Here is a 25,676-nt window from a genome sequence, read left to right on the forward strand (position 1 = left end):
AGAACGGTATGCGTTCATTGATCGACGTGATCAGAGCGGGCCGTACAGTTGAACGGCACCATCCGTGGCCGCGCGTCGCAGTCGATGGCGATAGCTGGCTTGCCGTCGCCGGCCTGCTCGCGGACGGCCAGTTGAGCCTGCGCGGGCTCTGGGGCGAGCCGTCGCGCGTGCATATGGCGATCGGCGCGGAGGATGGATCCGATGTCTGCGTGATCAGCCTTGACTGCCCCGATCGGCGCTTTCCCTCGATCGCGGCGCATCACAGGCCGGCACTTCGATTGGAGCGCACGATCCACGACCTGTTCGGACTGGAAGCGATCGGCACGCCGGATTCGCGTCCCTGGCTCGATCACGGCCGATGGCAAATACGCTTTCCGCTGGGCGAACAACGCGCGGCGGCAGCGCCGGATGCGCCGCCGTATCAATTCCTTGCAGCCGAAGGCGAAGACCTGCACCGGATTGCGGTCGGTCCTGTGCATGCCGGCATCATCGAGCCCGGGCATTTCCGCTTCACCGCAAGCGGAGAAGCGGTGGTCAGGCTGGAGGAGCGGCTCGGCTACACCCACAAGGGCGTCGAAGGATTGATGGCGGGAAGCAGCGTTGAACGGGCCGCGCGGCTCGCCGGGCGGGTGTCCGGCGACAGCACGGTCGCCTACGCCCTAGCGTTCTCGCAAGCCGTCGAGGCCGCGCAGCAGATTGCCGTGCCGCCGCGCGCGCTGTGGCTGCGCGCGCTGATGGCCGAGCTTGAGCGTCTGGCCAATCATCTCGGCGACATCGGCGCGATCTGCAACGATGCGTCGTTTGCGCTGATGCACGCGCATTGCGGCGTGCTGCGCGAACGCGTGCTGCGCGCCGCCGACATCGCGTTCGGCCACCGCTTGATGCGCGACGTTGTCGTTCCGGGAGGCCTGGCGCACGACATCGCCGACGCAGGACCGGCCGCAATCCGCGCCGCGCTCGGCGAAATTCGCCGGCATTTTCCCGCGCTGATCGATCTCTACGACAACACCGCGTCGCTTCAGGACCGCACCGTCGGCACCGGCAGCCTCAATCCCGCCCTCGCCAGGCAATTCGCGGCCGGCGGCTATATTGGGCGCGCGAGCGGCCGCAACCACGACGCTCGACGCAAGCCGGGCTATCGCCCCTACGACGTGCTGCGCTTCGAGGTTCCCGTCCTCGACGACGGCGACGTCAACGCCCGTGTCTGGATTCGGATCCGGGAGGTCGAGCAAAGCCTTTCGCTGGCGGATCAGATCATGGACGGGCTCGAAAGCGGCCCGGTCAGGGTGCCGCTGCAAAGCCCCGCAGAGCCGACGGAAGGCATGGCGATCGTCGAAGGTTTCCGCGGAGACATCCTGGCATGGCTGCGCCTCGACGGCGACCGGATCGAACGATGTCACTTGCGTGATCCGTCGTGGTTTCAATGGCCGCTGCTCGAAGCCGCCATCGAAGGCAACATCGTGGCGGACTTCCCGCTCTGCAACAAATCGTTCAACTGCTCCTATTCCGGGCACGACCTCTGAAGAGCCGGACGACATGCGCAAACTCCTGTTTCAGAGCCTGTTCCGCCAACCGCTGACCGAGCAGGCGCCGCGCCCGGACGACGCTGCGCTCGCGGAGCTCGCAGCCATGGTCGGCGACAGCGCAAGACGGCGCCTCGGCCGCAGCCTCTCGATCCGCGAGGTCGATGCGGGATCATGCAACGGATGCGAGCTGGAAATTCACGCCCTGAACAACGCGTATTACGACGTCGAGCGGTTCGGAATCCGGTTCGTCGCCTCGCCGCGTCACGCCGATGTCCTGCTGGTGACCGGCCCAGTCACACACAACATGCGCGAGGCGCTGGAGCGCACGTATCATGCGACACCCGATCCGAAGTGGGTTGTCGCGGCGGGCGACTGCGCCAGGGACGGCGGATGCTTCGCCGGCAGCTACGCCGTAGTTGGCGGCGTCTCTGCAGTCGTACCGGTCGATCTCCACATTCCAGGCTGTCCTCCGCCCCCAATGACGATTCTGCGCGGCCTTCTTGCCTTGCTTGAACAGGTGGACACCGCAATCGCGGCACGGTGAAAGCAGAGCTGGCGACGATCGCGCAACGCTCGCTCCAGGTTCGTTGCATCGGTCAATGGGCTCTCTGCATCTAGCCGCTGTCGCGCAGCACCAGCTCGAAGCCGAGATCGACGCGGCGCTCGCCGCCGCGCTCCAGGGTCAGCGTCGCCGCGGTGCGGCCGATCGCATCGCCATGCACGCTGATCGTGCTCAGCGTCGGCGAGATCAGCCGGCCCATTTCGAGATCGCCGAGGCCGATCACCGCGACCGGCTGCGCTGACGCCGGCCCGTCGCGCAGCAGGCCGGCGCTGCGCAAGCCCGCCATGAAGCCGATCGCATGCGCGTCGTTGGCAGCGAACACCGCGTCGACGTCAGGCAGCCGCGCATGCGCCACCACACTGCCCGTGGCGTTGCGCTCGAGGATCAGCCGGCGCGGCTCTGCAAGACCGCTGGCGAGGATCTCGTCCCTGAAGCCCGACCAGCGCCGCGTCGCGCGCGGATCGTCGCCGCCGATGAACGCGAGGCGCTTGCGCCCCTGCGCGACCAGATGTTTCGCCACCGCAACGCCGGCCTTGTAATTGTCAAAGCCTGCGACCGCGTCGATCGGCGCCGGCGGCAGCTCCCAGGTTTCCACGATCGGGATGCGCGCGTTGCGCAGCAGGCGGCCGCCCTCCTCGGTCGCGGGCGAGCCGACCATGATGATCGCCTCGGGCCGCCGCGACAGCAGCGCCGCCAGCATGCGGTCCTCGCGCGCCGCGTCGTAGCGCGACTGCGCCAGGATCACCGAGAAGCCGCGCGGCTCGAGCGTGTCGGACAGGCCCTGCACCGTGTCGGCGAAGATCGAGTTGGCAATGGTCGGCACCAGCACGCCGACCGAATTGGTGCGCGCGCTCGCCAGCGCGCCGGCGACCAGGTTCGGCACATAGCCGAGCTCGCGCATCGCGCGCTCGACCCGCGCGCGGGTCTCCGGCGCGACCAGATCGGGCAGCCGCACCACGCGGCTCACCGTGATCGAGGAGACGCCGGCACGCTTGGCCACCGCTGACAGCGTGGGCGCGGCGTCGGCCGGGCCGATCTCGGGGGGCAGGTCGGAGCTCATGGGCAGAGGGTGCACGATTCCGGGTTGCCAAGCCATGATGTTAGCGCTAACATGACCTTATGTTAGCGCTAACATAGCGTCAACCGACTGAAGTATAGGGAGAAAGCGGGATGATTTCGGACGAGCAGGTTCAGGCCTACAAGCGCGACGGGGTGATCGTGGTTCCCGAAGTGCTCGATCAGGAGACGCTGGGGCGGGTGCGCACGGTGCTCGCGGAGCTGGTGGCCGGCGCCGCCGCGGTGACCGAGCACACCGACGTCTACGACCTCGAGCCGGGCCACACGCCGGAAAATCCGCGGGTCCGCCGCATCAAGGCGCCGCAGAAGGTGCATCCGATCTTCGACGAGATCGTGCGCAGCCCGGCGGTGATCTCGATCCTGACAAAGCTGATCGGCCCTGGGCTTCGCCTGCACGGCTCAAAGCTGAACATGAAGTCGGCGCAGTACGGCTCGCCGGTCGAATGGCACCAGGACTGGGCGTTCTATCCGCACACCAATGACGACATCCTCGCGATCGGCGTGCTGCTCGACGATTGCGATATCGAGAACGGCCCGATGCTGGTGACACCTGCAACGCACACCGGCGACACGATGTGGGACCATCACGGCGACGACGGCCACTTCGCCGGCCTGATCGATCCCGATCTGATCCAGGACGAGATCAAGCGCGCGGTGCCCTGCATCGGCAAGGCCGGCAGCATGTCGTTCCACCACGTCCGCGCGCTGCACGGCTCGGCTACCAACACCTCGAACCGGCCGCGCAACCTCTTGCTCTACGAAGTGGCGGCGAGCGATGCCTGGCCGCTGATGGGCGTGAAGGATTTTGACGAGTTCAACAGCCGCCTGCTCGCGGGCCCGCCGGTGGTGACGCCGCGGCTCACCGACGTGCCGGTGCGGATGCCGCTGCCGCCGGCGAAACGGCAGGGCTCGATCTACGAGACCCAGTCGGCGTCGAAGAAGTCCTACTTCACGCGCGCCGCCTAGAAAACGACGACAATGCCCGCGGCCACGCCGCGGGCATTGCTGCTTCTCGAGCATGATCCGGAGAAGTGGGTACCGGTTTTCCGAACGGATCATGCTCAACAAGACGATCCATAAAAACAGACATAACGGGGAAACGAATGACCAAGATGGCAGATGGCGCCAGCAAGTCGCGGTTGCGTGTGATTCTCGCCGCCAGCGTCGGATCCGCGCTCGAATGGTATGACTTCTTCCTCTACGGCACCGCCGCGGCGCTGGTGTTCGGCGAGCTGTTCTTTCCAAAGAGCGATCCGGTGGTCGGCACGCTGCTGTCGTTCCTGACCTTCGGCGTCGGCTTCGTGGTGCGGCCGCTCGGCGGCCTGCTGTTCGGCATCCTCGGCGACCGCTATGGCCGCAAGCCGGTGCTGGTCGCAACGCTGCTGATGATCGGCATCGGCACCACCGCGATTGGTTTCCTGCCGACCTATGCGCAGATCGGCATCTGGGCGCCGATCCTTCTGGTCGCGATGCGCGTCGTGCAGGGTCTCGGTGCCGGCGCCGAGTACGGCGGCGCGGTGATCTATCTGGTCGAGAACGCGCCGCCGAAGCATCGCGGCTTCTGGGGCGGTTTTGCGCCGCTCGGCGTGTCCGTCGGCAATCTGCTCGCCGCCGCCGCGTTCGCGCTGGTGACCATGCTGCCGCGGGAGGATTTGATGAGCTGGGGCTGGCGGCTGCCCTTCCTGGCGAGCTTCCTGTTGATCCTGGTCGGCATCTTCGTCCGCATGCGGGTGAGCGAGACGCCTGTTTATACCGACGCGGTGGTCGCGCGCGGCAAGGTCGAGAGCAATCCGGCGATGGAGGCGTTGCGCCGCCACCCGCGCAACTTCTTCGTCGTGCTCGGGGCGCGGATGGCCGAGAACGGGCTCGGCTATTTCTTCCCGGTATTCGGCCTGAGCTACATCATCAACACCGTCGGCGTGCCGAAGGCGGACGCACTCAGCGCGCTGATGCTGGCCTTCGCCATCGAGCTGTTCGCGATCCTCGGCTTCGCGGCGCTGTCGGATCGGATCGGACGGCGGCCGGTCTACATGTTCGGCGCGCTGGCCGGCGTGGTGCTGGCCTTCCCGTTCTTCTGGATGGTCGGCACCAAGCAGTGGATCATGATCGCGCTCGCCTTCATCCTGGCGCGTGCGGTGGTGACGGCGGCGATGTTCGGCCCGCAGGCGGCGTATTTCGCCGAGCTGTTCCCGCCGCAGCGCCGCTTCGCCGGCTTTGCGTTCGCGCGCGAGCTCGGCTCGCTGCTGTCGGGCGGCCCGGCGCCGTTCGTCGCCACCGCGCTGGTGGCGGCCTACGGCACCTGGTGGCCGGTCGCCTGCTACGCGATGTTCCTGTCACTCTGCACGGTGGTGGCGATCTGGATCGGGCCGGAGACCTATCAGGAGAACATCGAGGCCGACGAGACCACGGCGAGCGAATTGCCCGCGGCGATGCCGGCACGGGCCTGATCCGTGGCGCAGCAGCTTCGTGTCCTGCAGTCGCTCTGGGCGATGGAGCGGCGGCTGGCCGATGCGGACGAATGGCCGCTGCAAACCCAGCTCGCGATGATCCGCGATGCCGGGTTTGACGGCGCCGGCGTCCGCTTCATCGATCCTGCCTTCGCGCGCGAGGTCACGAGCTTCCTCCATGCGCACGGCATGATCTGGCAGGCGCAATGCTATCCGAAGACGGTGGACGATCTGAAGGCGGTGCTCGATCTGGTCGGCCAGCTCGGCGCCGATCACGTCAACCTGCAGCCCGACGTCCGGCCGCGCCGGCTCGCCGACTGCATTCCGCTGCTCGAAGGCTGGCGGCGGCTGGCCGAGCAGACCGGCATCGCCGTGCATGTCGAAACCCATCGCGACCGCATGACGACCGACTTGTTCTTCATGCTCGACCTGCTCGACTGCTTCCCCGATCTGCGACTGACCGCCGATCTCTCGCACTATCTGGTCGGCCGCGAATTCGCCTGGCCGGTCGATGACATCAACCACGCGATGATGCATCGCGTCCTCGACCATAGCTGGGGCATCCACGGCCGCGTCGCGAGCCGCGAGAGGTGCAGATCTCGCATCGTTTTCCGCAACACCAGGGCTGGGTGTCGCTGTTCATGGGCTGGTGGGAGTACGCCATCCGCTCCTGGCGCAAGCGCGCCGGCCCCGATGCGACGCTGACCTTTTTGTGCGAGCTCGGCCCGCCGCCCTACGCCATCACCGGGCCCGACGGCAAGGAGCTGTCCGACCGCTGGCAGGACGCGCTGGTCATGAAGGACATGATCCACGCGCTGTGGGACCGCATCGCAAGCGAGCCGGCCGCCTCACGTTGATTCCGCGACGCCGTAGCGGCATCCTGAAGCGGACCGGAATTCGGGACGCTGCGCTGTGCTCGATCAATCGCATCGACTCCTCGCACCTGCGATTGCCTCGGCGATGGCAGCCTTCGTGTTTACGAAGGCGGCCGCCGCCGAGCTCGTGCTTGATGTCGCGACCATGCCGCGCGTTGCCGCGATCGATCCGCGCTTCCAGTCGTACAATATCGAGATGGTCGAGGTGACCGGCGGGCGTTTCTGGAAGCCCTATGCCGAGGCACGGGCCGGCACCAAGGCCGGCCGGCTCGCTCCGCGTTCGCCGATCGATCTCGGCGGCAGCAGGCTGCGCAAGCTCGCGGCTGCGCTGGCGCCGGCCTATCTCCGCGTCAGCGGGACCTCGGCCAACAGCACCTTCGTTGCGAATTCCGACACGCCGTCAGCCGCCCCGCCCGGCGGTTTCAATAGCGTCCTGACACGACAACAATGGCAGAGCGTGGTCGACTTCTCGCGCGCCGTCGACGCGCCGATCGTGACGTCCTTTGCGATCAGCGCCGGCACCCGCGATGCCGGCGGACGCTGGACGGCGACGCAAGCCGAACGCCTGCTCGCCCACACGCTGGCCTTTGGCGGGCACGTTGCTGCAGCCGAGTTCATGAACGAGCCCGACCTCCCGGCGATCGGCGGCGCCCCCAATGGCTACAACGCTGCGGCCTACGCGCGAGATTTCGCCACGTTCCGCAACTTCATAAAGCGCGCCGCGCCTGATGTGACCATTCTCGGGCCTGGCACCGCAAGCACCGGCGCAGATGCCGCCGCGCTGTTTGCCGCAACCGCGCACGGCATCGGTGCGGTCTCCTATCACCACTACGGCGCACTCTCGGCCCGATGCGGCGGCGATCGCACGGCGGAGGCCGCGCTGTCGGACGAATGGCTGGCACGAACCGGCAAAACCTTTGCGTTCTATCGAACGCTGCGCGACCGTCGCGCGCCGGGCAAGCCGATCTGGCTGACCGAGACCGCAGAGGCGGCGTGCGGCGGCAACCGCTGGGCCGCAACCTTCCTCGATACGTTCCGCTATCTCGATCAGCTCGGACGGCTCGCAAAGGCCGGCGTTCAGGTGGTGATGCACAACACGCTTGCCGCGAGCGACTACGGCCTGCTCGACGAGCGAACCCATCTGCCGCGGCCGGACTACTGGGCTGCGCTGCTGTGGCGACGCCTGATGGGAATGACCGTGCTGGATGCCGGCGTCGCGCCGTACCCCGGGCTGCACGTCTATGCCCATTGCGCCCGTGACATGTCGGACGGCGTCGCGCTGCTCGTCATCAACAATGATCGAAAGATCGAGCGCAAGCTGACGCTGCCGGCCGGCGCGCTGCGCTATACACTGACAAGCGCGACGCCCGAGGACGGCACCGTTCAGCTCAATGGCAATACGCTTTCGCTGGGAACCGAAGATCAGATTCCACCGCTCGCCGGCGAAGCCACTGCAGCAGGGACGATCACAATAGCACCGGCAACGATCAGCTTCCTGATCGTTGCCAATGCGGGGAATGCCAACTGTCGGTAGTGCTAAGCCGCGTCGCGGCTGACGTCGGACACCTCAGGCGGCCGCGTAATCAGATGACCGAGCATGATCGCGGTCATCAACCGCTCCATCTCGAGCCGGGCGGTGACGTGGGACATCGTCGGCCGCGCGCCGAGCGCGAGCTGACTGACCTCGTCGATCGCGGTCAATCCGCGCGGGTAGAACTCGCGGAAGATTACCCGCTCGGCCAGCCCATCGACCAGACGGAAGTTCAGCGTCTTCGACAGTTCGCTCAGGGCCTCGCCGACCAGGCGCTTGTTGCGCGAGCCGAGCGTGGAGAGGCGATTGCGCAGCACCACCCATTCGAATGCCGGCTGATCGTGGCTGGCGCGCTCGCGCCGCGCCTCCTCCACCATCTTCGAATAGTGGCTGATGCCGGTCACCTTGAAATCATTGGCGTCGACCGTGCCGAGCACGTCGAAATCGACAAAGCTGTCGTTGAGCGGCGTGATCAGCGTATTGGCGAGCGAATGCGTGAACGTGGTCAGGTAGGTGTCGTGACCGGGGCAATCGATGACGACGAAATCATGGGAACGGCCGAGCCGCTCGACGATCTCGGCCAGCGCGCTGCGGCCGAGCGTCTCGACCTCGCTGCTCCTGCCGCTCACCGTCTCGAAGCACATATGGGTCGGGACACCGAGTTCCTGGTCGGTCTCCCGCGCCCAATCCCGCCGATGATCGACGTAATGGGTGAGCGATTTCTGCTTGTTGTCGAGATCGATGGTGGCGACACGCTGACCCGCCTTGATCAGCGCGATGGCGACGTGCATGGCAATGGTCGATTTGCCCGAGCCGCCCTTGTTGTTTCCTACGACAATTATGCGTGCGTTTGTCATGCGAATCCATACCGGACGCTTGAGCCAAAGCGGGACGAAATTGACTAAATGAATGTTTGCTGATTACCGAATCGAATCTCGCTGATTCGACGAATCTCGACAAGAGTCGTCACAGCAACGTCATGAATAAAATGCGGCGGTTGCGACATCATAGTCACAACCACCTCTTGCACATATCGTGAACGCAGCTAGCGGCCGAGGAATCTAGCGGCCTTATAATCTAGCGGCCCTGGAATATTGCGGCGCGGCGTTCGACGAACGATTTGATGCCTTCGGCGGCGTCTGCGGTGTTGAGCACGCGTTGGCGGATCTCGGGGATGATCGCAATCGCCGCCTGCTCGCCGGCCTCGATAAATTTGCGGCCCGCCTCCTTCGTCACCTGGATGCCGAGCGGCGCGTTGCGCGCGATGATCGCGGCCAGCGCCATCGCGCGCTCGATCTGCTGGCCGGCGGGGACGACCTCCTGCACGAGGCCGATGCGATGCGCCTCGGCCGCGGTGAATTCGTCGCACAGCAGCAGGTGATACATCGCATCGCCCCATCCGGCGCGGCTGATGTAGCGGAAATGCGCGCCGGCCAGCGGCGCGATGCCGCGCTTGGCTTCCATCTGGCAGAAGCGGCTGTCGTCCGCGGCAATCACGATGTCGCCGGCCAGCATCATCTCGATGCCGACCGTGAACACGATGCCCTGCACCGCGGTGATGATCGGCTTCCGGCACCGCTTCGAGAGGCCGAACGGATCGACATTGCCCTCCGGCAACGGCTTGCGTGACGCGGTCGGGCCGAAGAACTTTGGCATGTCGAGGCCCGCGGTGAAGCTGCCGCCGGCGGCGCAGAGCACGCCGACCCAGAGGCCGTCGTCATTGTCGAGCAGCGTCAGCGCGTCGGACAACTGCTCCATCATCTCCGGGCTGAAGGCGTTCTTCTTCGCGGGATTGTCGATGATGATCTTCAGGATGCGGTCATGCCGTTCATGATGGACCCGCCCTTCGCTCGCGCTGCCGGACATCCGTTCCTCCCGTCCTTGTGATTGCCGAATATTCTGGATGATGCTTGTCATCCAGATGTATGATGGTCATAATCCTGACCGAGAGTCAAACGCCGGCGCGAGGTGACGCGAGATGGGCCATTCCCAGGCCGACAAGGCCAGGAGCCGCGAACGCATTCTGAACGAGGCCGCGGCGCAGATCCGCGATGCGGGGCTGGATGCGCTCAGCATCGGCCGCCTGATGCAGCGGGTGAAGCTGACCCATGGCGGCTTCTACGGGCATTTTGCCTCGCGTTCGGAGCTGATCGCCGCGGCGCTCGAGCAGGCGCTGGCGGCGGGCGAAGCCGCGGCACACGCAGCGCGCGCCCCCGACAAGCCGGTCAGCGTCAACGCGATGGCGCGCAGCTATCTCAGCCGCACCCATCGCGACAGCCGCAAGTCCGGCTGCGCCATCTCCGCCCTGATCTCCGATGTCGGTCGCGCCGACGCAGAGTGCCGCGCGGTGATGGAGCCGCACATCGAGGCTTTCATCGCCAAGGTCGCGGAAACCTTCGGCGACGATGACGACGCCCGCGCCACCATGGCGGTGAGCGCGATGGTCGGTGCGCTCGCGATCTCGCGCGTGCTCACCGATCAGAAGCGCTCCGACGCCGTGCTGCGCACGGTGCGCGACGCCGTCATCGCAATGGAATCGGATAAGTGAATTGCCCGCGACGCGGGCGCATTGACGGAGTGAAGCCATGAACGATCGAGCTGTCCTCGAGCCGACTGCCGTGCAGGGAAGCGTGCTGGTTGCCGGCGTCGGCGCCTCGCACGGACTGGGCGCTGCGATCGCGCGCCGCTTTGCCGCCGGCGGCTATCCGGTTGCGATCGCCGGCCGCAACGCCGACAAGCTTGCCGCCACCGCGGCCGAGCTTGCCGCCACCGGTGCGAAGATCGCGCACGTGGTCGGCGATGCCTCCATCGCCGCGGATGTCGCGCGCTTCGTCGCGGCGGCGGAGAAGCTCGCGCCGCTCGCGATGGCCGTGCACAATGCCGGCTCCAACCGGCCGGCGCCGTTCCTCAAGGTCAGCGAGCAGCGCTTCGAGGAGCATTGGCGCGAGCACGCGCTCGGCGGCTTCCAGCTGGCGCAGGCTGCGATCCCGGCGCTGCTCAAGCGCGGCGGCGGCACGCTGGTGTTCACCGGCGCCTCCGGCTCGCTGCGCGGCAAAGCCAACTACTCCCCGTTCGCCTCGGCGAAGGCCGCGCTGCGGGCGCTGGCGCAGAGCGTGGCGCGCGAGTTCGGGCCAAAAAACATTCATGTCGGGCACGTCGTCGTCGATGGCGGCATCGAGGGCGATCGCCTGCTGAGCCTGCGTCCGCAATTGAAGGACGATCGCGGCCCGGACGGGCTGCTCAATATCGCCGCCATCGCCGACGCCTATTGGGTGCTGCATCACCAGCACCGCAGCGCCTGGACGCTTGAGCTCGACCTGCGGCCGTGGGCGGAGCAGTTCTGAGGGGCGCTGCCCTGCATCGCTCCATCCCGACGGAAACCCAGCGTTTCGCGGCACGGCCTTGTTCCGCCGTGAACAGTCTCTAGTTGCTCGGTATCTCCAACCGAAGGCTCCACAGCGCAGGCTTGCGGACATGTCCGCAGCAATACGACCTCTCAGCCCTGCGTGCGATGGGTGGCCCGTGGCGGATGCTCCGCCACGTCGACAACTGGACTGACCGATGACGACCTCTCTCGAATTTGGCCTCGACACATTCGGCGACGTCACCAAGGACGCCGCCGGCGCGCCGCTGCCGCATGCCCAGGTGATCCGCAACGTCGTCGACGAGGCGGTGCTGGCCGATCAGCTCGCCGTCGATTTCATCGGGCTCGGAGAGCACCACCGGGCCGATTTCGCGATCTCCTCCCCCGAAACCGTGCTGGCAGCGATCGCCGCGCGCACCGAGAAGATCCGCCTCGGTTCGGCGGTGACGGTGCTGAGCTCGGACGACCCGATCCGGGTGTTCCAGCGCTTTGCCACCGTCGATGCGGTCTCGAACGGCCGCGCCGAGGTGATTCTCGGCCGCGGCTCCTTCACCGAATCGTTCCCGCTGTTCGGCTTCGACCTGCGCCAGTACAGCGAGCTGTTCGAGGAGAAGCTCGACCTGTTCACCGCGCTGCTCAAGCAGGAGCCGGTGAGCTGGCAGGGCAAGCTGCGTCCGCCGCTGCAGAATCAGTCGGTCTATCCGCCGGTCGAGCGCGGCCGGCTGAAGACATGGATCGGCGTCGGCGGCAGCCCCGAATCGGTGGTGCGCGCGGCGCATTACGATCTGCCGCTGATGCTCGCCATCATCGGCGGCGACCCCAGGCGGTTTGCGCCCTATGTCGACCTGCACAAGCGCGCCTACGAACAGTTCGGCCGCGCGCCGCAGCCGATCGGCGTGCATTCGCCGGGATATGTCGCCGAGACCGACGAAAAGGCCTGTGAGGAGCTGTGGCCGGACTACAAGGTGATGCGCGACCGCATCGGCAAGGAGCGCGGCTGGCCGCCGATGGGCCGTGACGAGTTCGTCTCGGAGGCCGAGCACGGCTCGCTCTATGTCGGCTCGCCGGAAACCGTGGCGCGCAAGATCGCGGCGACGGCGAAGGCGCTCGGCATCGCGCGCTTTCAGCTGAAATATTCGGCGGGGCCGCTGCCGCACGAGAAGCTGATGAAGAGCATCGAGCTCTACGGCCGCAAGGTGGTGCCGCTGGCGCGCGAGATGCTCGCGGCGTGAGTCGCCCGGCGTGACAGCCAGCCAAAGCAAAACCCCCGGCGGTTTCCCGCCGGGGGTTCTGTTTCTATCGAGATCAGATCAACCGGGTCTTACCAGTTGCGCTGAGCGCGCAGGAGCAGCTGATAGGTCTCCTGATCCTTCACTTCGTACAGAGCAGCCGGCTTGCCGATCGATCCGCTCGGGGCAGAGACGACACCCGCGTACTTCTGGTCCAGGTGGGTGTAGACGAAGTCCGCCGAGAAGGTCAGGTTCTTGACCGGGGTCCAGCGGGTGATCACACCGATCTGGGCAATGTTGTAGTCGGGGTTGCAGGAGGTGAGACCCGTACCAGCCGCCGAAGCGAACGTGGTGCGAACCGTACCGCCAACGCCACCGACGCCGCAGAGCAGGGTCTTGGACGTGTCGTTGTACATGATCTGGGCATAAGCGCCGTAGATCGCAGTGTTCCAGTAGGCGTTCCAGTTGTGGGTGTAACCACCACGGAAGCCCCAGGTCTTGATGGTCTGCTGCTGACCGCCGGCCACGAAGACCGTGTCAGGAGCGAAGCCGAAGCCAACGCTCTGATAGAGGCCGGGAACGCCCGTGCCGCTGTAGATCGTGTTGGCACCAGCACCACCCGCCAGGTCCTGGATGTTGTAGCGCGTCGCACCGTCGGTGTAGACGCCCTGGACGTTGATGGTGTCGCCAGGTCCGGTCGGGATGTTCTTGATCGACAAGGCCAACTGACCAGCCCAGCCCCACTTGTCGTCCGGATGACCGGTCAACTCGGTGCCGCCGTAGTAGGCAGCGTGGTTGTCATGCGCAGCGACCGATGCCTGGAACAGACCCCAAGCCTGGTCGACACGCAGCATACCGACGAAGTCCGGCGAGATCGTGCCGGCATAGTCGCTGAGGCCGTAAGCACCACCGGCGCTGAGGTTGTTCACGCCAGCCTGGTAGTAGGCAGCCTGATCCTGAGCCGAAACCGAGAGCGACACGCCGTTGCCGAACTCAGCGGTGTAGGTGAACTGGTTCACACCAGTGACCGTGCCGCCGCCGCCGACGAGACCGTCGTAGATGTTGCCGGGATAGTTGGTCCAGGGGGCGCTGAACTGCGAGACAGCCTTACCCATGGTGAAGCCGGCGAACTGGATGAAGGCGTAGTAGACGCCGACCGTGCCGTAGGAACCGTTGCCGGCACCCGCGTTGTTCGGAGCCGAAGCCGGGGCAACCGTGCCGCCGCCGCCGAGCGGAGCATAGACGGTCGCGCCAGGAGCCGCACCGTTCACGCCGTAGTTGTCGGTGGTCCAGGTGAAGGTCGCATCGAAGAACGTGCGGACCACGCCGTACTCGGTCGCGGTGCGCGTATCGATGTTGAGGTCTTCACGCGAACGCCAGGTGTAGCCGTTGGTGAAACGGTTGTTGGCGCCGCCCGGGCCGCTGGTGTTGCCGGTGTAGACCGAGTTGGTGTTCACCGCGATTTCGGCGCGCAGATAGCCGCCGAGCTTGATGCAGGTATCGGTGCCCGGGATGTAGTAGAATCCGGGACCATACAGGGAGCAAACCTTCACGTACTCGACCGCTTTGGCCTTGACGGGAAGATCGGCCGCCTGAGCTCCGCCGACCGCGACGAGAGCCGCCGCCGAGCCGAGGATAAGGCTCTTAACCATCTTCATGTTAAACCTCCAAGTTGCTCTATCTCAGGGAAGGTTCCGGATCCGCCGGGTAAACACCCTCAGGTTGGTTCCCTTGTCCCCATATCCCCGCTTAGCCATTTCGCGCCTTCGGACACACCCGCTGAACGCGAGGGACTTAAGCGAACCACCTAGAACGGGACGACCTTGGGATGCCCCCCTCCGTCGCAGTTCCATATGAGACAGAAGGCCCCCGATCACGCAACAAAAGACCGCTCGGTTTCGGCCCAGTTGCGGCTGTTTTCGGGCAAATGTTGCACAAATATCACGGGCATTTGAACTGCGGCGTCCTCACAAGATATTGAAATGTAAGGACAATATTTCCAATACCGGCGACCGGCGGAAATTTGGGCAACACCGGGTGGAACGGTGTGTAAAACGGGTAGTCCTACGGAGAAAACGAAAATCGAGGCGGGCTGCAGCCGCGGTGATTCCAGCGCGCCGGCCGGCCGGCGGCGTCAAAAACACCGCCGTCTGAGAAACATAACGCGCCCCCACGGACGCCGGCCGATCCCCGGAATCGGCGCCGGCGCAGCGTCCTGCACAGCCCGGCAGACCGCGGGCGGATCGCGGCAGCCGCCGGATATTCGAGTTCCATGTCAGGGAGATGTCGCCGCGGAGAATCGACCGGTTTGTTCTCCGCGGGCGCGATCCGATGAAAGATATCAACTCCGGCGAAGCGCCGGAGAGGGACGCGCGTACGGCTGCGATCACGACTGGCTGGGGCGGGAGGGATCGAACCTCCGAATGGCGGAATCAAAATCCGCTGCCTTACCGCTTGGCTACGCCCCAATACGCCGACCGAAGGCCACGCCGGTCTACAGAGTGCAACAGGCCATTTCAACAGGGCGACGATCGAAATCAGGCGAAAGCCGCCCGCCGATGTCGGCCCCGTCATTATAGAGAGACGCTGCGACGGCTGAAACCCGATCCTGCTGCGCGAGCCCGCTCCGCAGAGTTGAGAGGCGGCGGGTTTCATGGGATGACAATCGGCAAACGCCTCATCGGGAGTAACGCCATGACCTACCGTGCACCGATCAACGACATCCTGCTGTCTCTCAATCATGGCGCCGGGCTCGCGGCGGCCGTGCAGGCCGGCCACTACGGCGATTTCGATGGCGATATCACCGCCGCCGTGCTCGAAGAGGCCGGCAAGTTCGCCTCCGATGTGCTGGCGCCGCTCAACAAGGTCGGCGACGAGCATGGCATCAAGCTCGACGACGGCAAGGTCACCACCGCGCCCGGCTGGCCCGACGCCTATCAGCGCTGGACCGCCGCGGGATGGAACGCAGTGTCGGGACCGGAAGCGTTCGGCGGCCAGGGCCTGCCGCTTGCGATCAACGCCGCCTGCACCGAGATCTGGAGCGCCTCCAACGTCGCCTTCGGCCTCTGCCCGCTGCTGACGCTGTCGGCGATCGAGGCGCTCGACGCCCACGGCAATGCCGAGCTGAAGCAGATCTATCTGGAAAAGCTGGTCACCGGCGAATGGACCGGCACGATGCAGCTCACCGAGCCCAATGCCGGCTCCGACGTCGGCGCGCTGCGCACCCGTGCCGAAAAGCAGGCCGACGGCACCTACCGGCTCAAGGGTACGAAGATCTTCATCACCTATGGCGAGCACGACATGACCGACAACATCGTGCATTTCGTGCTCGCGCGATTGCCCGATGCGCCCGCCGGCACCAAGGGGATCTCGCTGTTCCTGGTGCCGAAATTCCTGGTCAATGCCGACGGTTCGCTCGGCGCGCGCAACGACATCCATGCGAGCGGCGTCGAGCACAAGCTCGGCATGCACGCCTCGCCGACCTGCACCATGACGATGGGCGATAAGGGCGGCGCGATCGGCTATCTGATCGGCGAAGAGAACCAGGGCATGCGCTGCATGTTCACGATGATGAACCAGGCCCGGCTCGGCGTCGGCCTCGAGGGCGTCGGCATCGCCGACCGCGCCTATCAGCAGGCGCTGGCCTATGCCCAGGAGCGCCGTCAGGGCAAGGCGCTCGGCCGCAAGGGCGACGGCATGGATCCGATCATCGTGCATCCCGACGTCAAGCGCATGCTGATGCAGATGCGCAGCCAGACGGCGGCGGCGCGCACCATCTGCTACGCCACCGCGGTTGCGCTCGATATCTCGGTGCGCGCCAAGGACGCCAAGGTGCGCGCAGACGCCGCCGCGCGCGGCGCGCTGCTGACGCCGATCGCAAAAGCGTTCTCCACCGACACCGGCAACGAGGTCGCCTATCTCGGCGTCCAGGTCCATGGCGGCATGGGGTTCATCGAGGAGACCGGCGCCGCGCAGCATTATCGCGACGCCCGCATCACCTCGATCTATGAGGGCACCAACGGCATCCAGTCGATCGATCTCGTCACCCGCAAGCTCGGGGCCAATGGCGGCGCCTCGGTGTGGGCGCTGCTCGACGAGCTCGATGCAACCGTCAAGCAGGTCGAGACCTCCAACGACCCCGCGTTCGGCTCAACCGGCGCGAAGCTGCGCGATGCGCTCGGCGCGCTGGAGCGCACCAGCAAATGGCTGCTCGAGCGCCTCGCCGCCTCGCCGAACGATGCGCTTGCCGGCGCCACGCCGTATCTGCGGCTGTTCGGCGCCACGCTCGGCGGCTGCATGCTGGCCGGCGAGGCGCTGGCGGCCAAGGCCAATGGCGACGCCGAGCCGCAGCGCTACGTCGCGCTGGCGCGGTTCTTCGCCGAGAACATCGCGGTGCAGGCGCCGTCGCTGGAGAAAACGGTGACGGAGAGCGCCGAGGCAGTGACCGGCGCGGACGCGGTGCTGGCGGGGTAAGCCGCGCATCGCGACGTGAAGGGCGCTGCTGTTCGTCCCGTCACCCTGAGGTGGCCGCTTCTTCAGCGGCCCTCGAAGGATCGACGGCCGCCGGCCGGGCCGTGCGTCCCTCGAGGCTCGCCGAAGAGGCTCGCACCTCCAGCGACAAAGGCGAAGCCTTTGCGCGGGGATGACGGGTTGGTTTGCTCAACTTGCTCGGTGTCATCACCCGCGCAGGCGGGTGATCCAGTATTCCAGAGGCAGTAGTGAATGAACCGAGAGGCCGCGGCGTACTGGATCGCCCGGTCCATGTGCGCAATTGCGCACAGGCCGGGCGATGACAGGTGTGGGTGAGGACAAAGCTTCACACCCTCTCAGGATGACGGGTTGGTTTGGTTCGATGTCAAACAAACTTGTTCGGTGTCATCACCCGCGTTGAGTTGCCCGTCGGGTTGTTTTGCGCACCTCGCACCGTCAAGCTGGATGAGCGCGCGGCAGACGAATGCTGACGCGGAGCCCCTGCGGCGCGTTGTCGTGCAGTGAAAATTCCCCGTCATGGGCCTGGACGACGGCCTGCGCGATCGACAGGCCGAGTCCGAAGCCGCTGCTCTCGTCCATGGTGCGGGCCTCGTCGCCGCGCACGAAGGGCTCGAGCATGGCGGACTTGCTGTGCTCGGGGATTCCCGGCCCGTTGTCTGCGATCTCGATGGTCGCGGTTTGGTCGGTCTCGGTCAGCGTCACCGTCACCTCGCTGGCGAAGCGGACCGCGTTCTCGACCAGGTTGGTGACGGCGCGCCTGATCTCGTCGGGCCTGACCGTCAGCTTGCAGCGCTTCGGACCGTGATAGCGGACGGTGTGGCCGCAGTCGGAAAACTGCTCGCAGACCAGCTGCACCAGCGCCGCGACGTCGACCAGCGTCGGCTTGACCGCATTGCCGCTGCGCAGCAGCGTCAGCACGGATTCGAGCATCGACTGCATCTGGTCGAGGTCGCGCAGGGTTTGCGTGCGGTGCGCCTCGTCCGCGATGAATTCCGAGCGCAGCCGCAGCCGGGTGATCGGCGTTCGCAGATCGTGGCTGATCGCGGCGAGCATGCGCGTGCGGTCGCGCATCAGCGCGGCGATCCTATCCTGCATCGCATTCAGCGCCCGCGCCGCCGACCTGATCTCCTCGGGACCGCTCTCGGGAAACGGCGGCGAGATCCGGTCGACGTTAAAGCTCTCCGCGGCGCGGGCGAATGCCGACAGCGGCGCGCGCAGCGCACGGCCGGCCCAGACCCCGAGCAGAGTCACGCTCATGATGAGAAACAGCAGCGTAGAGATCCACAGGCCGGTGAAGAACGGCGGCATATGCGGCTTGCCGACGGTGGCCTCGAGGAGGCCGCCATCCGCGAGATGAAACAGCACGCTTTCTGCCTCCGAGGCCGATCCCCGCACCAGCTCGATCTGGCCCTCGAACAGCGTGCGAATGACGATCGGCGTTGCCGCAGTCAGGCGTGCCGCGACGGCCGTAGCGTCCTCGATCAAGCGCAGCTGCAGGTTCGGCAGTCCACGGCCGATATTGCTGACCAAGAGCGCGCGCTCGGCCGCGGGCGTCCGCGAGACGATGCGTGCGATCAGCACGAACTGCTGCACCGGCTCATCGGTCAGCAGCCGCGGCTCCTGGCGGCGGAGCAGGAAATATCCCGCCATCAGCAGGTGAATCAGCACCAGCGTGATCAGGATCAGGGCGGCGATCTGACCGCTGATGCGCCTGAAGCTGAAAAGGCCTGCGAGCTTGCCGGACCAGCTCACGCGTCTTCCACCAGCGGCGTAAAGATGTAGCCGCCGGTCCGTACCGTCCTGATCATGGACGCCCCCTCGGCACGGTCGAGCTTGCCGCGCAGCCGGCTGACCAGCACGTCGACGCTGCGCCCGAACGAGCCGCCCGGGCGTCCGGTCAGGCTGAGCAGACTGTCGCGGCTGAGGATGCGGCCGTGCCGCTCGCAGAACGCCTGCAGCAGGTCGAACTCGGCGCTGGTCAGCGGAATCTGCGCGCCTTCCGGATCGCGCAATTCGCGCAGCCGGAAATCGATCGTCCAGCCCTCGAAGCGCAACCGCTGCGATCCGCTCCCCACCAGCGCGGTCAGGCCCGCCGCCTGCCGCCGCAGCACGGCGTTGATGCGCGCCAGCAATTCGCGCGGGTTGAACGGCTTGGTCAGGTAGTCGTCGGCGCCCATCTCGAGGCCGAGGATGCGATCGACCTCGTCGCCTTTCGCGGTGAGGAAGATGATCGGCGTCGAGCGGTCGGCGCGAATCCGGCGGCACAGGCTGAGGCCGTCCTCGCCGGGCAACATCAGATCGAGCACGAGGAGGTCGACGCGATGCTGCGCCATGTAACGATCCATTTCGCGGCCGTTCGCCACCATGCCGACCGAGAAGGCGTGCTCGCTCAGATAACGCGCGATCAGATGACGGGTCTCCTGATCGTCTTCGACGATCAGGACGGTCTGTGGGGTCATGGAACGGTCGAGGCCGTGCTTGCGTTCGACTACGTGCGAATCGATGCGGTCGAAATTCATCGTCCAGTCCGGTGGGTGATATCTGAACCGCGGCCGGCGCGGCGGAATCCGGTCGCGTGCGGCGAGCGAAACAAACGCCAATAGCATGTCGATCGTGGCCATTCAGCAACCTGAATGTTGCGTAATGTAGACTAATATTGCCGCTTTGTTGCCGTCCCGAATTTGGGCCCAATCCGGCGCTTCCGCCCAGCTGCGCAAACGCATCGCGAAAAGCCCACGACGCAACCGCTTCGCTTGTTGCCGAAGTTTGCTTGCGCGGCCGGCATGTGAGCCCGCGCCGGCGTGGCGGCGTGCGTTCAAGGCAATGAATTGCGAGGCGCCGCCGATCCGACCGCCAGTCGCCGCGCACGGCCGCGATGACAAATCCAAACCACTTGAAACGAACCCGCAATCGACAAGCCACACCGCCGCCATCGCGCTCCCGTTTCACAACGGAGGGACGTTGATGTGGAAGGATTCAGTTGATGCGGGGCGCGACGTTCGCGGTGGCGATGGCCGGATTATTGCTTGTGGCGTCACCGCTTGCGGCGCTGTTGCCGGCGCGGGCGATCGCGCAGACCGTGCAAGGGACCGTTCACGGCATCGTCGTTGACGGCAATCGCCGGATCGAGGCCGACACGGTGCGGTCCTACTTCAAGGCCGGCGGCGACGGACGGCTGGACCAGGCGGCGATCGATGACGGGCTGAAGGCGCTGATCGAGACCGGGCTGTTCCAGGACGTCAGGATCGACCGCAACGGCAGCCAGATCGTCGTGCATGTGATCGAGAACGCGGTGATCGGCCGTCTCGCCTTCGAGGGCAACAAGAAGATCAAGGACGAGCAGCTCTCCGGCGAGATCCAGTCCAAGCCGCGCGGCACCTTCTCGCGCGCCACCGTGCAATCGGACACGCTGCGCATCGCCGACATCTACCGCCGCTCCGGCCGCTACGAGGTGCGCGTCACGCCGGAAATCATCGAGCAGCCGAACAACCGCGTCGACCTGATCTTCAACATCGAGGAAGGCGCCAAGACCGTGGTCCGGACGGTCGAGTTCACCGGCAACAACGCCTTTTCGGCCGCGCGGCTGCACGACGTCATCAAGACCCACGAGAGCAATTTCCTGAGCTTCCTCGGCAATAACGACGTCTACGACCCCGACCGCGTCGAGGCCGACCGCGACCTGATCCGGCGCTTCTATCTGAAGAACGGCTACGCCGATGCCATCGTGGTGGCGGCGCTGACCGAATACGACCCCGGCAAGAAGGGCTTTCTCGTCACCTTCAGGATCGAGGAAGGCCAGCAGTACCGCGTGTCCTCGGTCGACTTCCGCTCGACCATCGCCAATTTCGACATCTCGACCCTGCGCGGCTATTCGCGCGTCAGCGTCGGCTCGCTGTACAATGTCGAGCAGGTCGAGAAGTCGGTCGAGGAGATGCAGATCGAGGCGTCGCGCCGCGGCTTTGCCTTCGCCATGGTCCGCCCGGCCGGCGACCGCAACTTCGATGCCCACACCGTGTCGATCGTCTTCAACGTCGACGAAGGGCCGCGCAGCTATATCGAGCGCATCAATTTGCGCGGCAACACGCGGACCCGCGACTACGTCATCCTGCGCGAGTTCGACATCTCGGAGGGCGATGCCTACAACCGCGCGCTGGTCGACCGCGCCGAGCGGCGGCTGAAGAACCTCGACTTCTTCAAATCGGTCAAGCTGACGACCGAGCCGGGCTCCTCCAGCGACCGCGTCGTCCTCAACGTCGACATCGAGGAGAAATCGACCGGCGATTTCTCGGTCTCGGGCGGCTATTCCACCACCGACGGCGCGCTGGCCGAGGTCTCGATCTCCGAACGCAACCTGCTCGGACGCGGCCTCTACGGCAAGGCGTCGGTCACCTACGGCCAGTACACCCGCGGCGCCTCGCTGTCGTTCGTCGAACCGTATCTGTTCGGACAGCGGCTGGCGCTCGGGCTCGACCTCACCTACCGGCAGCAGCTGGCCAGCGACTACACCAGCTACGGCGTCACCACGCTGGGGTTCTCGCCGCGGATCGGGCTGGCGCTGCGCGAGGATCTCTCGCTGCAGCTGCGCTACTCGCTCTATGAGCAGAACATCTCGCTGTCGAGCGCGTACAACAACTGCAACAACAACGCCAACAACGCCTCGCTGGCGTTCAATCCGACGCCGAACTACATCAAGAACGTGCTCGGCGGCATCGATCCGACTAACGCCATCGATTCCGGCTTCTACGGCTATGGCTGCTATGCCGACGGCGAATCCGCGCTGCCGGTGCGCAAGGAGCTCGCCGACGGCACGTCGTGGACCTCGTCGGTCGGCTACACGCTGACCTACAACACGCTCGACAACAACAAGAACCCGACCGACGGCCTCCTGATCGACTTCAAGCAGGACTTTGCCGGCGTCGGCGGCGACGTCAGCTATCTGAAGACGGCGGTCGACGCGAAATACTACACGCCGCTGGTGTCCGACCTGGTCGGGCTGATCCATCTGCAGGGCGGCATCCTGAGCAAGATTGGCGACCAGGACCTGCGCATGCTGGACCACTTCCAGATGGGTCCGAACCTGGTGCGCGGCTTCGCCACCAACGGCATCGGTCCGCGCGACATCACCTATTGGAATCTCGGCGCGGCCGGCGACGCGCTCGGCGGCACCAAATACTGGGGCGCCTCGTTCGAGCTGCAGATGCCGTTCTGGTTCCTGCCGAAGGAAGTCGGCCTGAAGGGCGCGGTCTATGCCGACGCCGGCTCGCTGTGGGACTATCAGGGGCCGACATCCTGGAGCGCGACCGGCGAAGTCAACACCGCGGCGTGTCCCAATTGCGGCCTGCAGTATGACGACAGCAGCATCGTGCGCACATCGGTCGGCGTCGGCCTGATCTGGGCCTCGCCGTTCGGACCGCTGCGCTTCGACTACGCGGTGCCGCTCTCCAAGGGCAAATACGACATCGTGCAGGAGTTCAGGTTCGGCGGCGGAACGTCGTTCTAGGGCGGCGTTTCGGGGCGCGGGAGCGTGCGGCAGCAAGAGGCGCGCCGTCGCACGCCATGCGTGCTAGGATTCTCATCGGTATCGAGCGCTCACCTGATGAGGACAGACATGCCGCCAAGCCTGGTTCAGACGTTTCGTGGCTTTGCTTACAACAACGCATGGGCCAACCACCGCCTGCTCACGGCCTGCGCCGCCCTGAGCCAGGCGGAGTTTGCCGCCGCGCGAACCGGGTTCTTCCCAAGCCTGCAGGCAACGCTGAACCACATCTACGTCATCGACCTGTTCTACATCGATGCGCTCGAGGGCGGCTGGCTCGGCCCGCGCGCGTGGGCCGACGAGGTGCCCTACCCGTCGCTCGCCGAGCTGAAGCCGGCGCAACGCGCGATGGACCAGCGCCTGATCGAGATCTGCGATGCGCTGACGCCGGAGCGGCTGGAGACCATCGTCAAGATCAATCGCGACACCTCGGTGCAGACCGAGCGGCGCGACCGCCTGCTGATGCATCTGTTCCAGCACCAGATCCATCACCGCGGCCAAGCCCACGCCATGCTGTCGGAGACATCCGTCAAGCCACCGCAGCTCGACGAATTCTTCGCCGCCGGCGAAGCGCCGCTGCGGGCGCAGGAGTTCACCGAGCTCGGCTGGACCGAAGGCACGGTGTGGGGCGGTTGACTGCAGCCTTGCGCGCTGACCGATGCGCGTGGCGGGTTCCTGCATGCAACGCGGGGGCTTGAATCCCGCACCTTTCACCCTCACCTCCCGTTGGAACGTGGGGAACCTGCCAAAATGCCATTTGCCTGCCATCGCGGCCAACGCATCCATTATACTGTCGAGGGAACTGGGCCGCTGATCGTGCTGCAGCACGGCCTGCTGCTCGACGCCGCGAGCTGGCGAGAATGTGGCGTTGTTGCGGCGCTCGCCGATCGCTTCCGCGTCGTCTGCATCGATTCGCTCGGCCATGGTCTGAGCGACAAGCCGGCCGACCCTGAGCTATACGGCCAGGCGCAGCGCGCCGGCGACATCGTCGCCGTGCTCGACGATCTCGGTTGCGAGCGCGCGCATGTCGTCGGCCATTCGATGGGCGGCTGGCTCGCCGTCGGCGTCGCCAGGTATTTCCCAAAGCGGCTGGCGTCGCTTGCGATCGGCGGCTGGGATTTTCAAACCGGACTGCCGCGCGGCAATAGCGGCCCGTTGACCTACAGCGCCTTCATCACCTTCGCGCGGCGCACGGTGCCGGAGCTCGTGGCATGGGTGACGCCGGATCTCGAAGGCGGCGTGCGCGCCTGCTTCAATGCGCTGGACCAGCTCGACGGCGCGGAGGATGCCGTGCTCGCCTCACGGGTGCCGGTGCTGCTCTGGAACGGACGCGAGGATGGACCGCACGATCCGATGCTGCGCTTCGCCGAGGACAATGGCCTGCATGCGATGTCGATCCCCGGCGACCACCTCGGCGCGCTGTATCAGAACGGCGCCGTGATCGGCGAGCGCATCGGCGCCTTCATCAGGCAAAGCTAGCGAGCGATGAGATTAGGTCAAGCTGGAGCGGCATCGGAGGCTTCACCTCTCCCTTGGGAGAGGTCGATTTGCGCAGCAAATCGGGTGAGGGGTTACGGTCCATCGAGAGAGCGAGCGCCCTCACCCGGCGCTTCGCGCCGACCTCTCCCCGAACGGGAGAGGTGAACCGAGACCGCAGCAGCCGCGTCACGAAAACAGAAAGGTGCCAATCAGCAGCCCCGCCGCAAACGCCCACAGCCCCAACGTGCAGGCTGAGATGACGCGGACGAGGTTGCGCAGATCTACGTCCTGGAAGGTCTCGTAGAAGCGATCCGGCAATTGCAGGCACCCCCCTATGGTGGCCGCCGTGGCATTCCGTTTGCACCCTGCGTACGGAACTCAGTTTCCTCCCCGGGAACGCCCAAATCAAGGCGTCAATGATCACGCCGGATCACGGATTCGCAGGAGCTGCGCTGCAATATTTCGAGGCCGGCAGGCCGCTCAGGCCGGTATGATTGCCAAAAAAGCCGGCGCATCGTCGCCTGCGAGCCACAGCGGAGGCATCATGAAGCGGATCTGGACGATCATCGGTGTCGCCGACGTGCCACAGAGCTTTGCATGGTACCGGTCATTGCTTGGCTTGCCGGAGGCGGCGCCGGCCCACGACCATTTTGGCCAGATCGTCGATCCCGACGGCACCGTCCTGCTCTGCCTCCATGCCTGGGGCGCCCATGAGCATCCTACGCTGACCAGCCCGCGCAACGCCACGCCGGGCAACGGCCTGCTGCTGTTCTTCCGGGTCGACGATTTTGAGCTGGCCTTGCCGCGGGCCCGCGCGCTGGCCGAGCGGCTCGACGAGGAGCCGCATGTCAATCCGAACACCGGCACGATGGAGTTCTCGCTCCGCGATCCCGACGGATACTACGTCACGATCAGCGCACTCGACTCGTAGCCCACACGAGCAGAGCGACAGCAGGGCCACCCGGATATCGCGGAGCCTGTCATCGGGCGCGTTCGCGCGACCCGTCGGGACGCCACCCTCCCCCACGTCATGTATGGACGGCCCCCTGTCGGCAAGGGCTTTCTTGATGTTTCGGCAAGCGGATCGGGGAGCGGTCATGTATACGGCCTCGAGATGCGGCCATTGACCGCGGGCCCTGATGGAGATCGCTGATCGAATTCCAATCATTGCGGCGCGCTGTGACGCGCGATGACGTGGCGGAGTGTTTCGATCCCGGTTTCCTGACCATTTGCCATCACACCTTGATTGCCCTTCCGATAGGAATGAGCGCGAGCGCGGCGGCTGTCGCCCCTCGACTAGGCAGCAGCCGGCGCGCTCGCGCGGTCGCGGTAAGGTTCTCCTTTGACCAGCATGGCCCAGATGATGCGCGCGGTCTTGGCGGCGAAGGCCACCATGGCGACCTTGTAGGGCCGCCGCGCCAGCAAATCACGCAGCCATGGATCGCTGACGCCGCGCGCCTTCTGCTGCCGCAGATGGGCGCTGGCGCCGTTGATGAAGAGCGCGCGCAGCACGCGATCGCCCTGCTTGGAGATGCGGCCTGGGCGATGCTTGCCCCCGG

General features: G+C 65.9%; 20 protein-coding genes, 1 tRNA gene and 2 pseudogenes. 14 read left to right on the plus strand and 9 right to left on the minus strand.

All coding sequences use genetic code 11. The annotated features are described in order from the left end of the window. The first annotated feature begins 8 nt into the window (after positions 1-8). Together CI41S_RS41470 and CI41S_RS41475 are read left to right on the plus strand one after the other, a co-directional pair. Entirely contained in the window at positions 9-1,523 is a 1,515-nt protein-coding gene (locus CI41S_RS41470) for a hydrogenase large subunit (protein WP_139864700.1), read from the plus strand. 13 nt (positions 1,524-1,536) lie between these two features. Further along, complete coding sequence (locus tag CI41S_RS41475) at positions 1,537-2,070, plus strand: NADH-quinone oxidoreductase subunit B family protein (protein ID WP_139486200.1); 534 nt, start codon at positions 1,537-1,539, stop codon at positions 2,068-2,070. 70 nt (positions 2,071-2,140) lie between these two features. Here the strand turns inward: CI41S_RS41475 and CI41S_RS41480 are convergent, their stop codons facing one another. Then, on the minus strand, positions 2,141-3,148 hold the full coding sequence (locus CI41S_RS41480) for a LacI family DNA-binding transcriptional regulator (protein ID WP_172627115.1): 1,008 nt from the start codon (positions 3,146-3,148) through the stop codon (positions 2,141-2,143). A gap of 110 nt (positions 3,149-3,258) precedes the next feature. On the opposite strand from CI41S_RS41480, the gene CI41S_RS41485 reads away from it, so the two are divergent. From CI41S_RS41485 to CI41S_RS41500, 4 genes and pseudogenes are all read left to right on the plus strand, one after another. Beyond that, a complete protein-coding gene (locus CI41S_RS41485) occupies positions 3,259-4,131 on the plus strand; it encodes a phytanoyl-CoA dioxygenase family protein (protein WP_139486198.1) in 873 nt (290 codons plus the stop codon). Positions 4,132-4,268: 137 nt separating this feature from the next. Further along, complete coding sequence (locus CI41S_RS41490) at positions 4,269-5,612, plus strand: MFS transporter (protein WP_139486197.1); 1,344 nt, start codon at positions 4,269-4,271, stop codon at positions 5,610-5,612. Between the two features lie 3 nt (positions 5,613-5,615). Then, positions 5,616-6,469 (plus strand): annotated as a pseudogene (locus tag CI41S_RS41495) (sugar phosphate isomerase/epimerase family protein). 103 nt (positions 6,470-6,572) lie between these two features. Then, positions 6,573-8,021, plus strand: a complete 1,449-nt coding sequence (locus tag CI41S_RS41500) for a glycosyl hydrolase family 79 N-terminal domain-containing protein (RefSeq protein ID WP_139864701.1) — start codon at positions 6,573-6,575, stop codon at positions 8,019-8,021. Between the two features lie 2 nt (positions 8,022-8,023). Here the strand turns inward: CI41S_RS41500 and CI41S_RS41505 are convergent, their stop codons facing one another. Together CI41S_RS41505 and CI41S_RS41510 are read right to left on the minus strand one after the other, a co-directional pair. Next, positions 8,024-8,875: a division plane positioning ATPase MipZ gene (locus tag CI41S_RS41505; protein WP_139864702.1), complete on the minus strand. Its 852-nt coding sequence runs from the start codon at positions 8,873-8,875 to the stop codon at positions 8,024-8,026. 220 nt (positions 8,876-9,095) lie between these two features. Continuing rightward, on the minus strand, positions 9,096-9,884 hold the full coding sequence (locus tag CI41S_RS41510) for a crotonase/enoyl-CoA hydratase family protein (RefSeq protein ID WP_139864703.1): 789 nt from the start codon (positions 9,882-9,884) through the stop codon (positions 9,096-9,098). A gap of 112 nt (positions 9,885-9,996) precedes the next feature. Between CI41S_RS41510 and CI41S_RS41515 the strand changes: the two genes are divergently transcribed. The 3 genes from CI41S_RS41515 (at position 9,997) to CI41S_RS41525 (ending at position 12,614) form a co-directional block, all read left to right on the plus strand. After that, positions 9,997-10,566 carry a TetR/AcrR family transcriptional regulator gene (locus CI41S_RS41515; RefSeq protein ID WP_139864704.1) on the plus strand — a complete coding sequence of 190 codons (570 nt, stop codon included), beginning with the start codon at positions 9,997-9,999 and terminating at the stop codon, positions 10,564-10,566. Between the two features lie 37 nt (positions 10,567-10,603). Further along, positions 10,604-11,362, plus strand: coding sequence for an SDR family NAD(P)-dependent oxidoreductase (locus tag CI41S_RS41520; RefSeq protein ID WP_139864705.1), 759 nt, complete (start codon positions 10,604-10,606; stop codon positions 11,360-11,362). 217 nt (positions 11,363-11,579) lie between these two features. Beyond that, a complete protein-coding gene (locus CI41S_RS41525) occupies positions 11,580-12,614 on the plus strand; it encodes an LLM class flavin-dependent oxidoreductase (RefSeq protein ID WP_139864706.1) in 1,035 nt (344 codons plus the stop codon). Between the two features lie 89 nt (positions 12,615-12,703). Here the strand turns inward: CI41S_RS41525 and CI41S_RS41530 are convergent, their stop codons facing one another. Then, complete coding sequence (locus CI41S_RS41530) at positions 12,704-14,269, minus strand: porin (protein WP_139486189.1); 1,566 nt, start codon at positions 14,267-14,269, stop codon at positions 12,704-12,706. A gap of 735 nt (positions 14,270-15,004) precedes the next feature. Beyond that, positions 15,005-15,079, minus strand: a tRNA-Gln gene (locus CI41S_RS41535). Positions 15,080-15,305: 226 nt separating this feature from the next. Here CI41S_RS41535 and CI41S_RS41540 point away from each other — a divergent pair. Continuing rightward, complete coding sequence (locus CI41S_RS41540) at positions 15,306-17,084, plus strand: acyl-CoA dehydrogenase family protein (protein WP_139864707.1); 1,779 nt, start codon at positions 15,306-15,308, stop codon at positions 17,082-17,084. A gap of 453 nt (positions 17,085-17,537) precedes the next feature. On the opposite strand, the gene CI41S_RS41545 is transcribed toward CI41S_RS41540, so the two are convergent. Both CI41S_RS41545 and CI41S_RS41550 read right to left on the minus strand, forming a co-directional pair. Then, complete coding sequence (locus CI41S_RS41545; protein ID WP_139864708.1) at positions 17,538-18,854, minus strand: ATP-binding protein; 1,317 nt, start codon at positions 18,852-18,854, stop codon at positions 17,538-17,540. Then, a complete protein-coding gene (locus CI41S_RS41550; protein WP_139864758.1) occupies positions 18,851-19,561 on the minus strand; it encodes a response regulator in 711 nt (236 codons plus the stop codon). Before CI41S_RS41550 ends, CI41S_RS41545 begins: the two co-directional genes overlap by 4 nt. A 524-nt stretch (positions 19,562-20,085) precedes the next feature. Between CI41S_RS41550 and bamA the strand changes: the two genes are divergently transcribed. The 3 genes from bamA (at position 20,086) to CI41S_RS41565 (ending at position 24,117) form a co-directional block, all read left to right on the plus strand. Beyond that, positions 20,086-22,602, plus strand: coding sequence for an outer membrane protein assembly factor BamA (gene bamA, locus CI41S_RS41555; protein ID WP_139864709.1), 2,517 nt, complete (start codon positions 20,086-20,088; stop codon positions 22,600-22,602). A gap of 108 nt (positions 22,603-22,710) precedes the next feature. Next, complete coding sequence (locus CI41S_RS41560; protein WP_139864710.1) at positions 22,711-23,274, plus strand: DinB family protein; 564 nt, start codon at positions 22,711-22,713, stop codon at positions 23,272-23,274. 114 nt (positions 23,275-23,388) lie between these two features. Continuing rightward, positions 23,389-24,117 (plus strand): alpha/beta fold hydrolase, encoded by a 729-nt coding sequence (locus CI41S_RS41565; RefSeq protein ID WP_139864711.1) that lies wholly within the window; start codon positions 23,389-23,391, stop codon positions 24,115-24,117. Between the two features lie 186 nt (positions 24,118-24,303). Here CI41S_RS41565 and CI41S_RS45115 read toward each other — a convergent pair whose 3' ends face one another. Then, positions 24,304-24,435 (minus strand): hypothetical protein, encoded by a 132-nt coding sequence (locus CI41S_RS45115; RefSeq protein WP_256436608.1) that lies wholly within the window; start codon positions 24,433-24,435, stop codon positions 24,304-24,306. 226 nt (positions 24,436-24,661) lie between these two features. Between CI41S_RS45115 and CI41S_RS41570 the strand changes: the two genes are divergently transcribed. After that, the gene (locus tag CI41S_RS41570; RefSeq protein WP_139864712.1) at positions 24,662-25,048 is read left to right on the plus strand and encodes a VOC family protein; all 387 of its coding nucleotides are present in this window, start codon (positions 24,662-24,664) and stop codon (positions 25,046-25,048) included. A gap of 365 nt (positions 25,049-25,413) precedes the next feature. Here CI41S_RS41570 and CI41S_RS41575 read toward each other — a convergent pair. Next, a pseudogene (locus tag CI41S_RS41575) lies at positions 25,414-25,676 on the minus strand (IS110 family transposase); the annotation flags it as partial.

Origin of the sequence: Bradyrhizobium ivorense (assembly GCF_900696085.1) — a bacterium.
Classification (GTDB): domain Bacteria; phylum Pseudomonadota; class Alphaproteobacteria; order Rhizobiales; family Xanthobacteraceae; genus Bradyrhizobium; species Bradyrhizobium ivorense.

Excerpts from the sequence above, each read along its gene's own strand:
- CI41S_RS41470 (WP_139864700.1), top strand. The coding sequence starts at position 9 with ATGCGTTCATTGATCGACGTGATCAGAGCGGGCCGTACAGTTGAACGG.
- CI41S_RS41505 (WP_139864702.1), bottom strand. The coding sequence starts at position 8,875 with ATGACAAACGCACGCATAATTGTCGTAGGAAACAACAAGGGCGGCTCG.
- CI41S_RS41510 (WP_139864703.1), bottom strand. The coding sequence starts at position 9,884 with ATGTCCGGCAGCGCGAGCGAAGGGCGGGTCCATCATGAACGGCATGAC.
- CI41S_RS41475 (WP_139486200.1), top strand. The coding sequence starts at position 1,537 with ATGCGCAAACTCCTGTTTCAGAGCCTGTTCCGCCAACCGCTGACCGAG.
- CI41S_RS41480 (WP_172627115.1), bottom strand. The coding sequence starts at position 3,148 with ATGAGCTCCGACCTGCCCCCCGAGATCGGCCCGGCCGACGCCGCGCCC.
- CI41S_RS41520 (WP_139864705.1), top strand. The coding sequence starts at position 10,604 with ATGAACGATCGAGCTGTCCTCGAGCCGACTGCCGTGCAGGGAAGCGTG.
- bamA (WP_139864709.1), top strand. The coding sequence starts at position 20,086 with ATGCGGGGCGCGACGTTCGCGGTGGCGATGGCCGGATTATTGCTTGTG.
- CI41S_RS41525 (WP_139864706.1), top strand. The coding sequence starts at position 11,580 with ATGACGACCTCTCTCGAATTTGGCCTCGACACATTCGGCGACGTCACC.
- CI41S_RS41515 (WP_139864704.1), top strand. The coding sequence starts at position 9,997 with ATGGGCCATTCCCAGGCCGACAAGGCCAGGAGCCGCGAACGCATTCTG.
- CI41S_RS41550 (WP_139864758.1), bottom strand. The coding sequence starts at position 19,561 with ATGACCCCACAGACCGTCCTGATCGTCGAAGACGATCAGGAGACCCGT.
- CI41S_RS41540 (WP_139864707.1), top strand. The coding sequence starts at position 15,306 with ATGACCTACCGTGCACCGATCAACGACATCCTGCTGTCTCTCAATCAT.
- CI41S_RS41560 (WP_139864710.1), top strand. The coding sequence starts at position 22,711 with ATGCCGCCAAGCCTGGTTCAGACGTTTCGTGGCTTTGCTTACAACAAC.
- CI41S_RS41570 (WP_139864712.1), top strand. The coding sequence starts at position 24,662 with ATGAAGCGGATCTGGACGATCATCGGTGTCGCCGACGTGCCACAGAGC.
- CI41S_RS41485 (WP_139486198.1), top strand. The coding sequence starts at position 3,259 with ATGATTTCGGACGAGCAGGTTCAGGCCTACAAGCGCGACGGGGTGATC.
- CI41S_RS41490 (WP_139486197.1), top strand. The coding sequence starts at position 4,269 with ATGACCAAGATGGCAGATGGCGCCAGCAAGTCGCGGTTGCGTGTGATT.
- CI41S_RS41565 (WP_139864711.1), top strand. The coding sequence starts at position 23,389 with ATGCCATTTGCCTGCCATCGCGGCCAACGCATCCATTATACTGTCGAG.
- CI41S_RS41530 (WP_139486189.1), bottom strand. The coding sequence starts at position 14,269 with ATGAAGATGGTTAAGAGCCTTATCCTCGGCTCGGCGGCGGCTCTCGTC.
- CI41S_RS41500 (WP_139864701.1), top strand. The coding sequence starts at position 6,573 with ATGGCAGCCTTCGTGTTTACGAAGGCGGCCGCCGCCGAGCTCGTGCTT.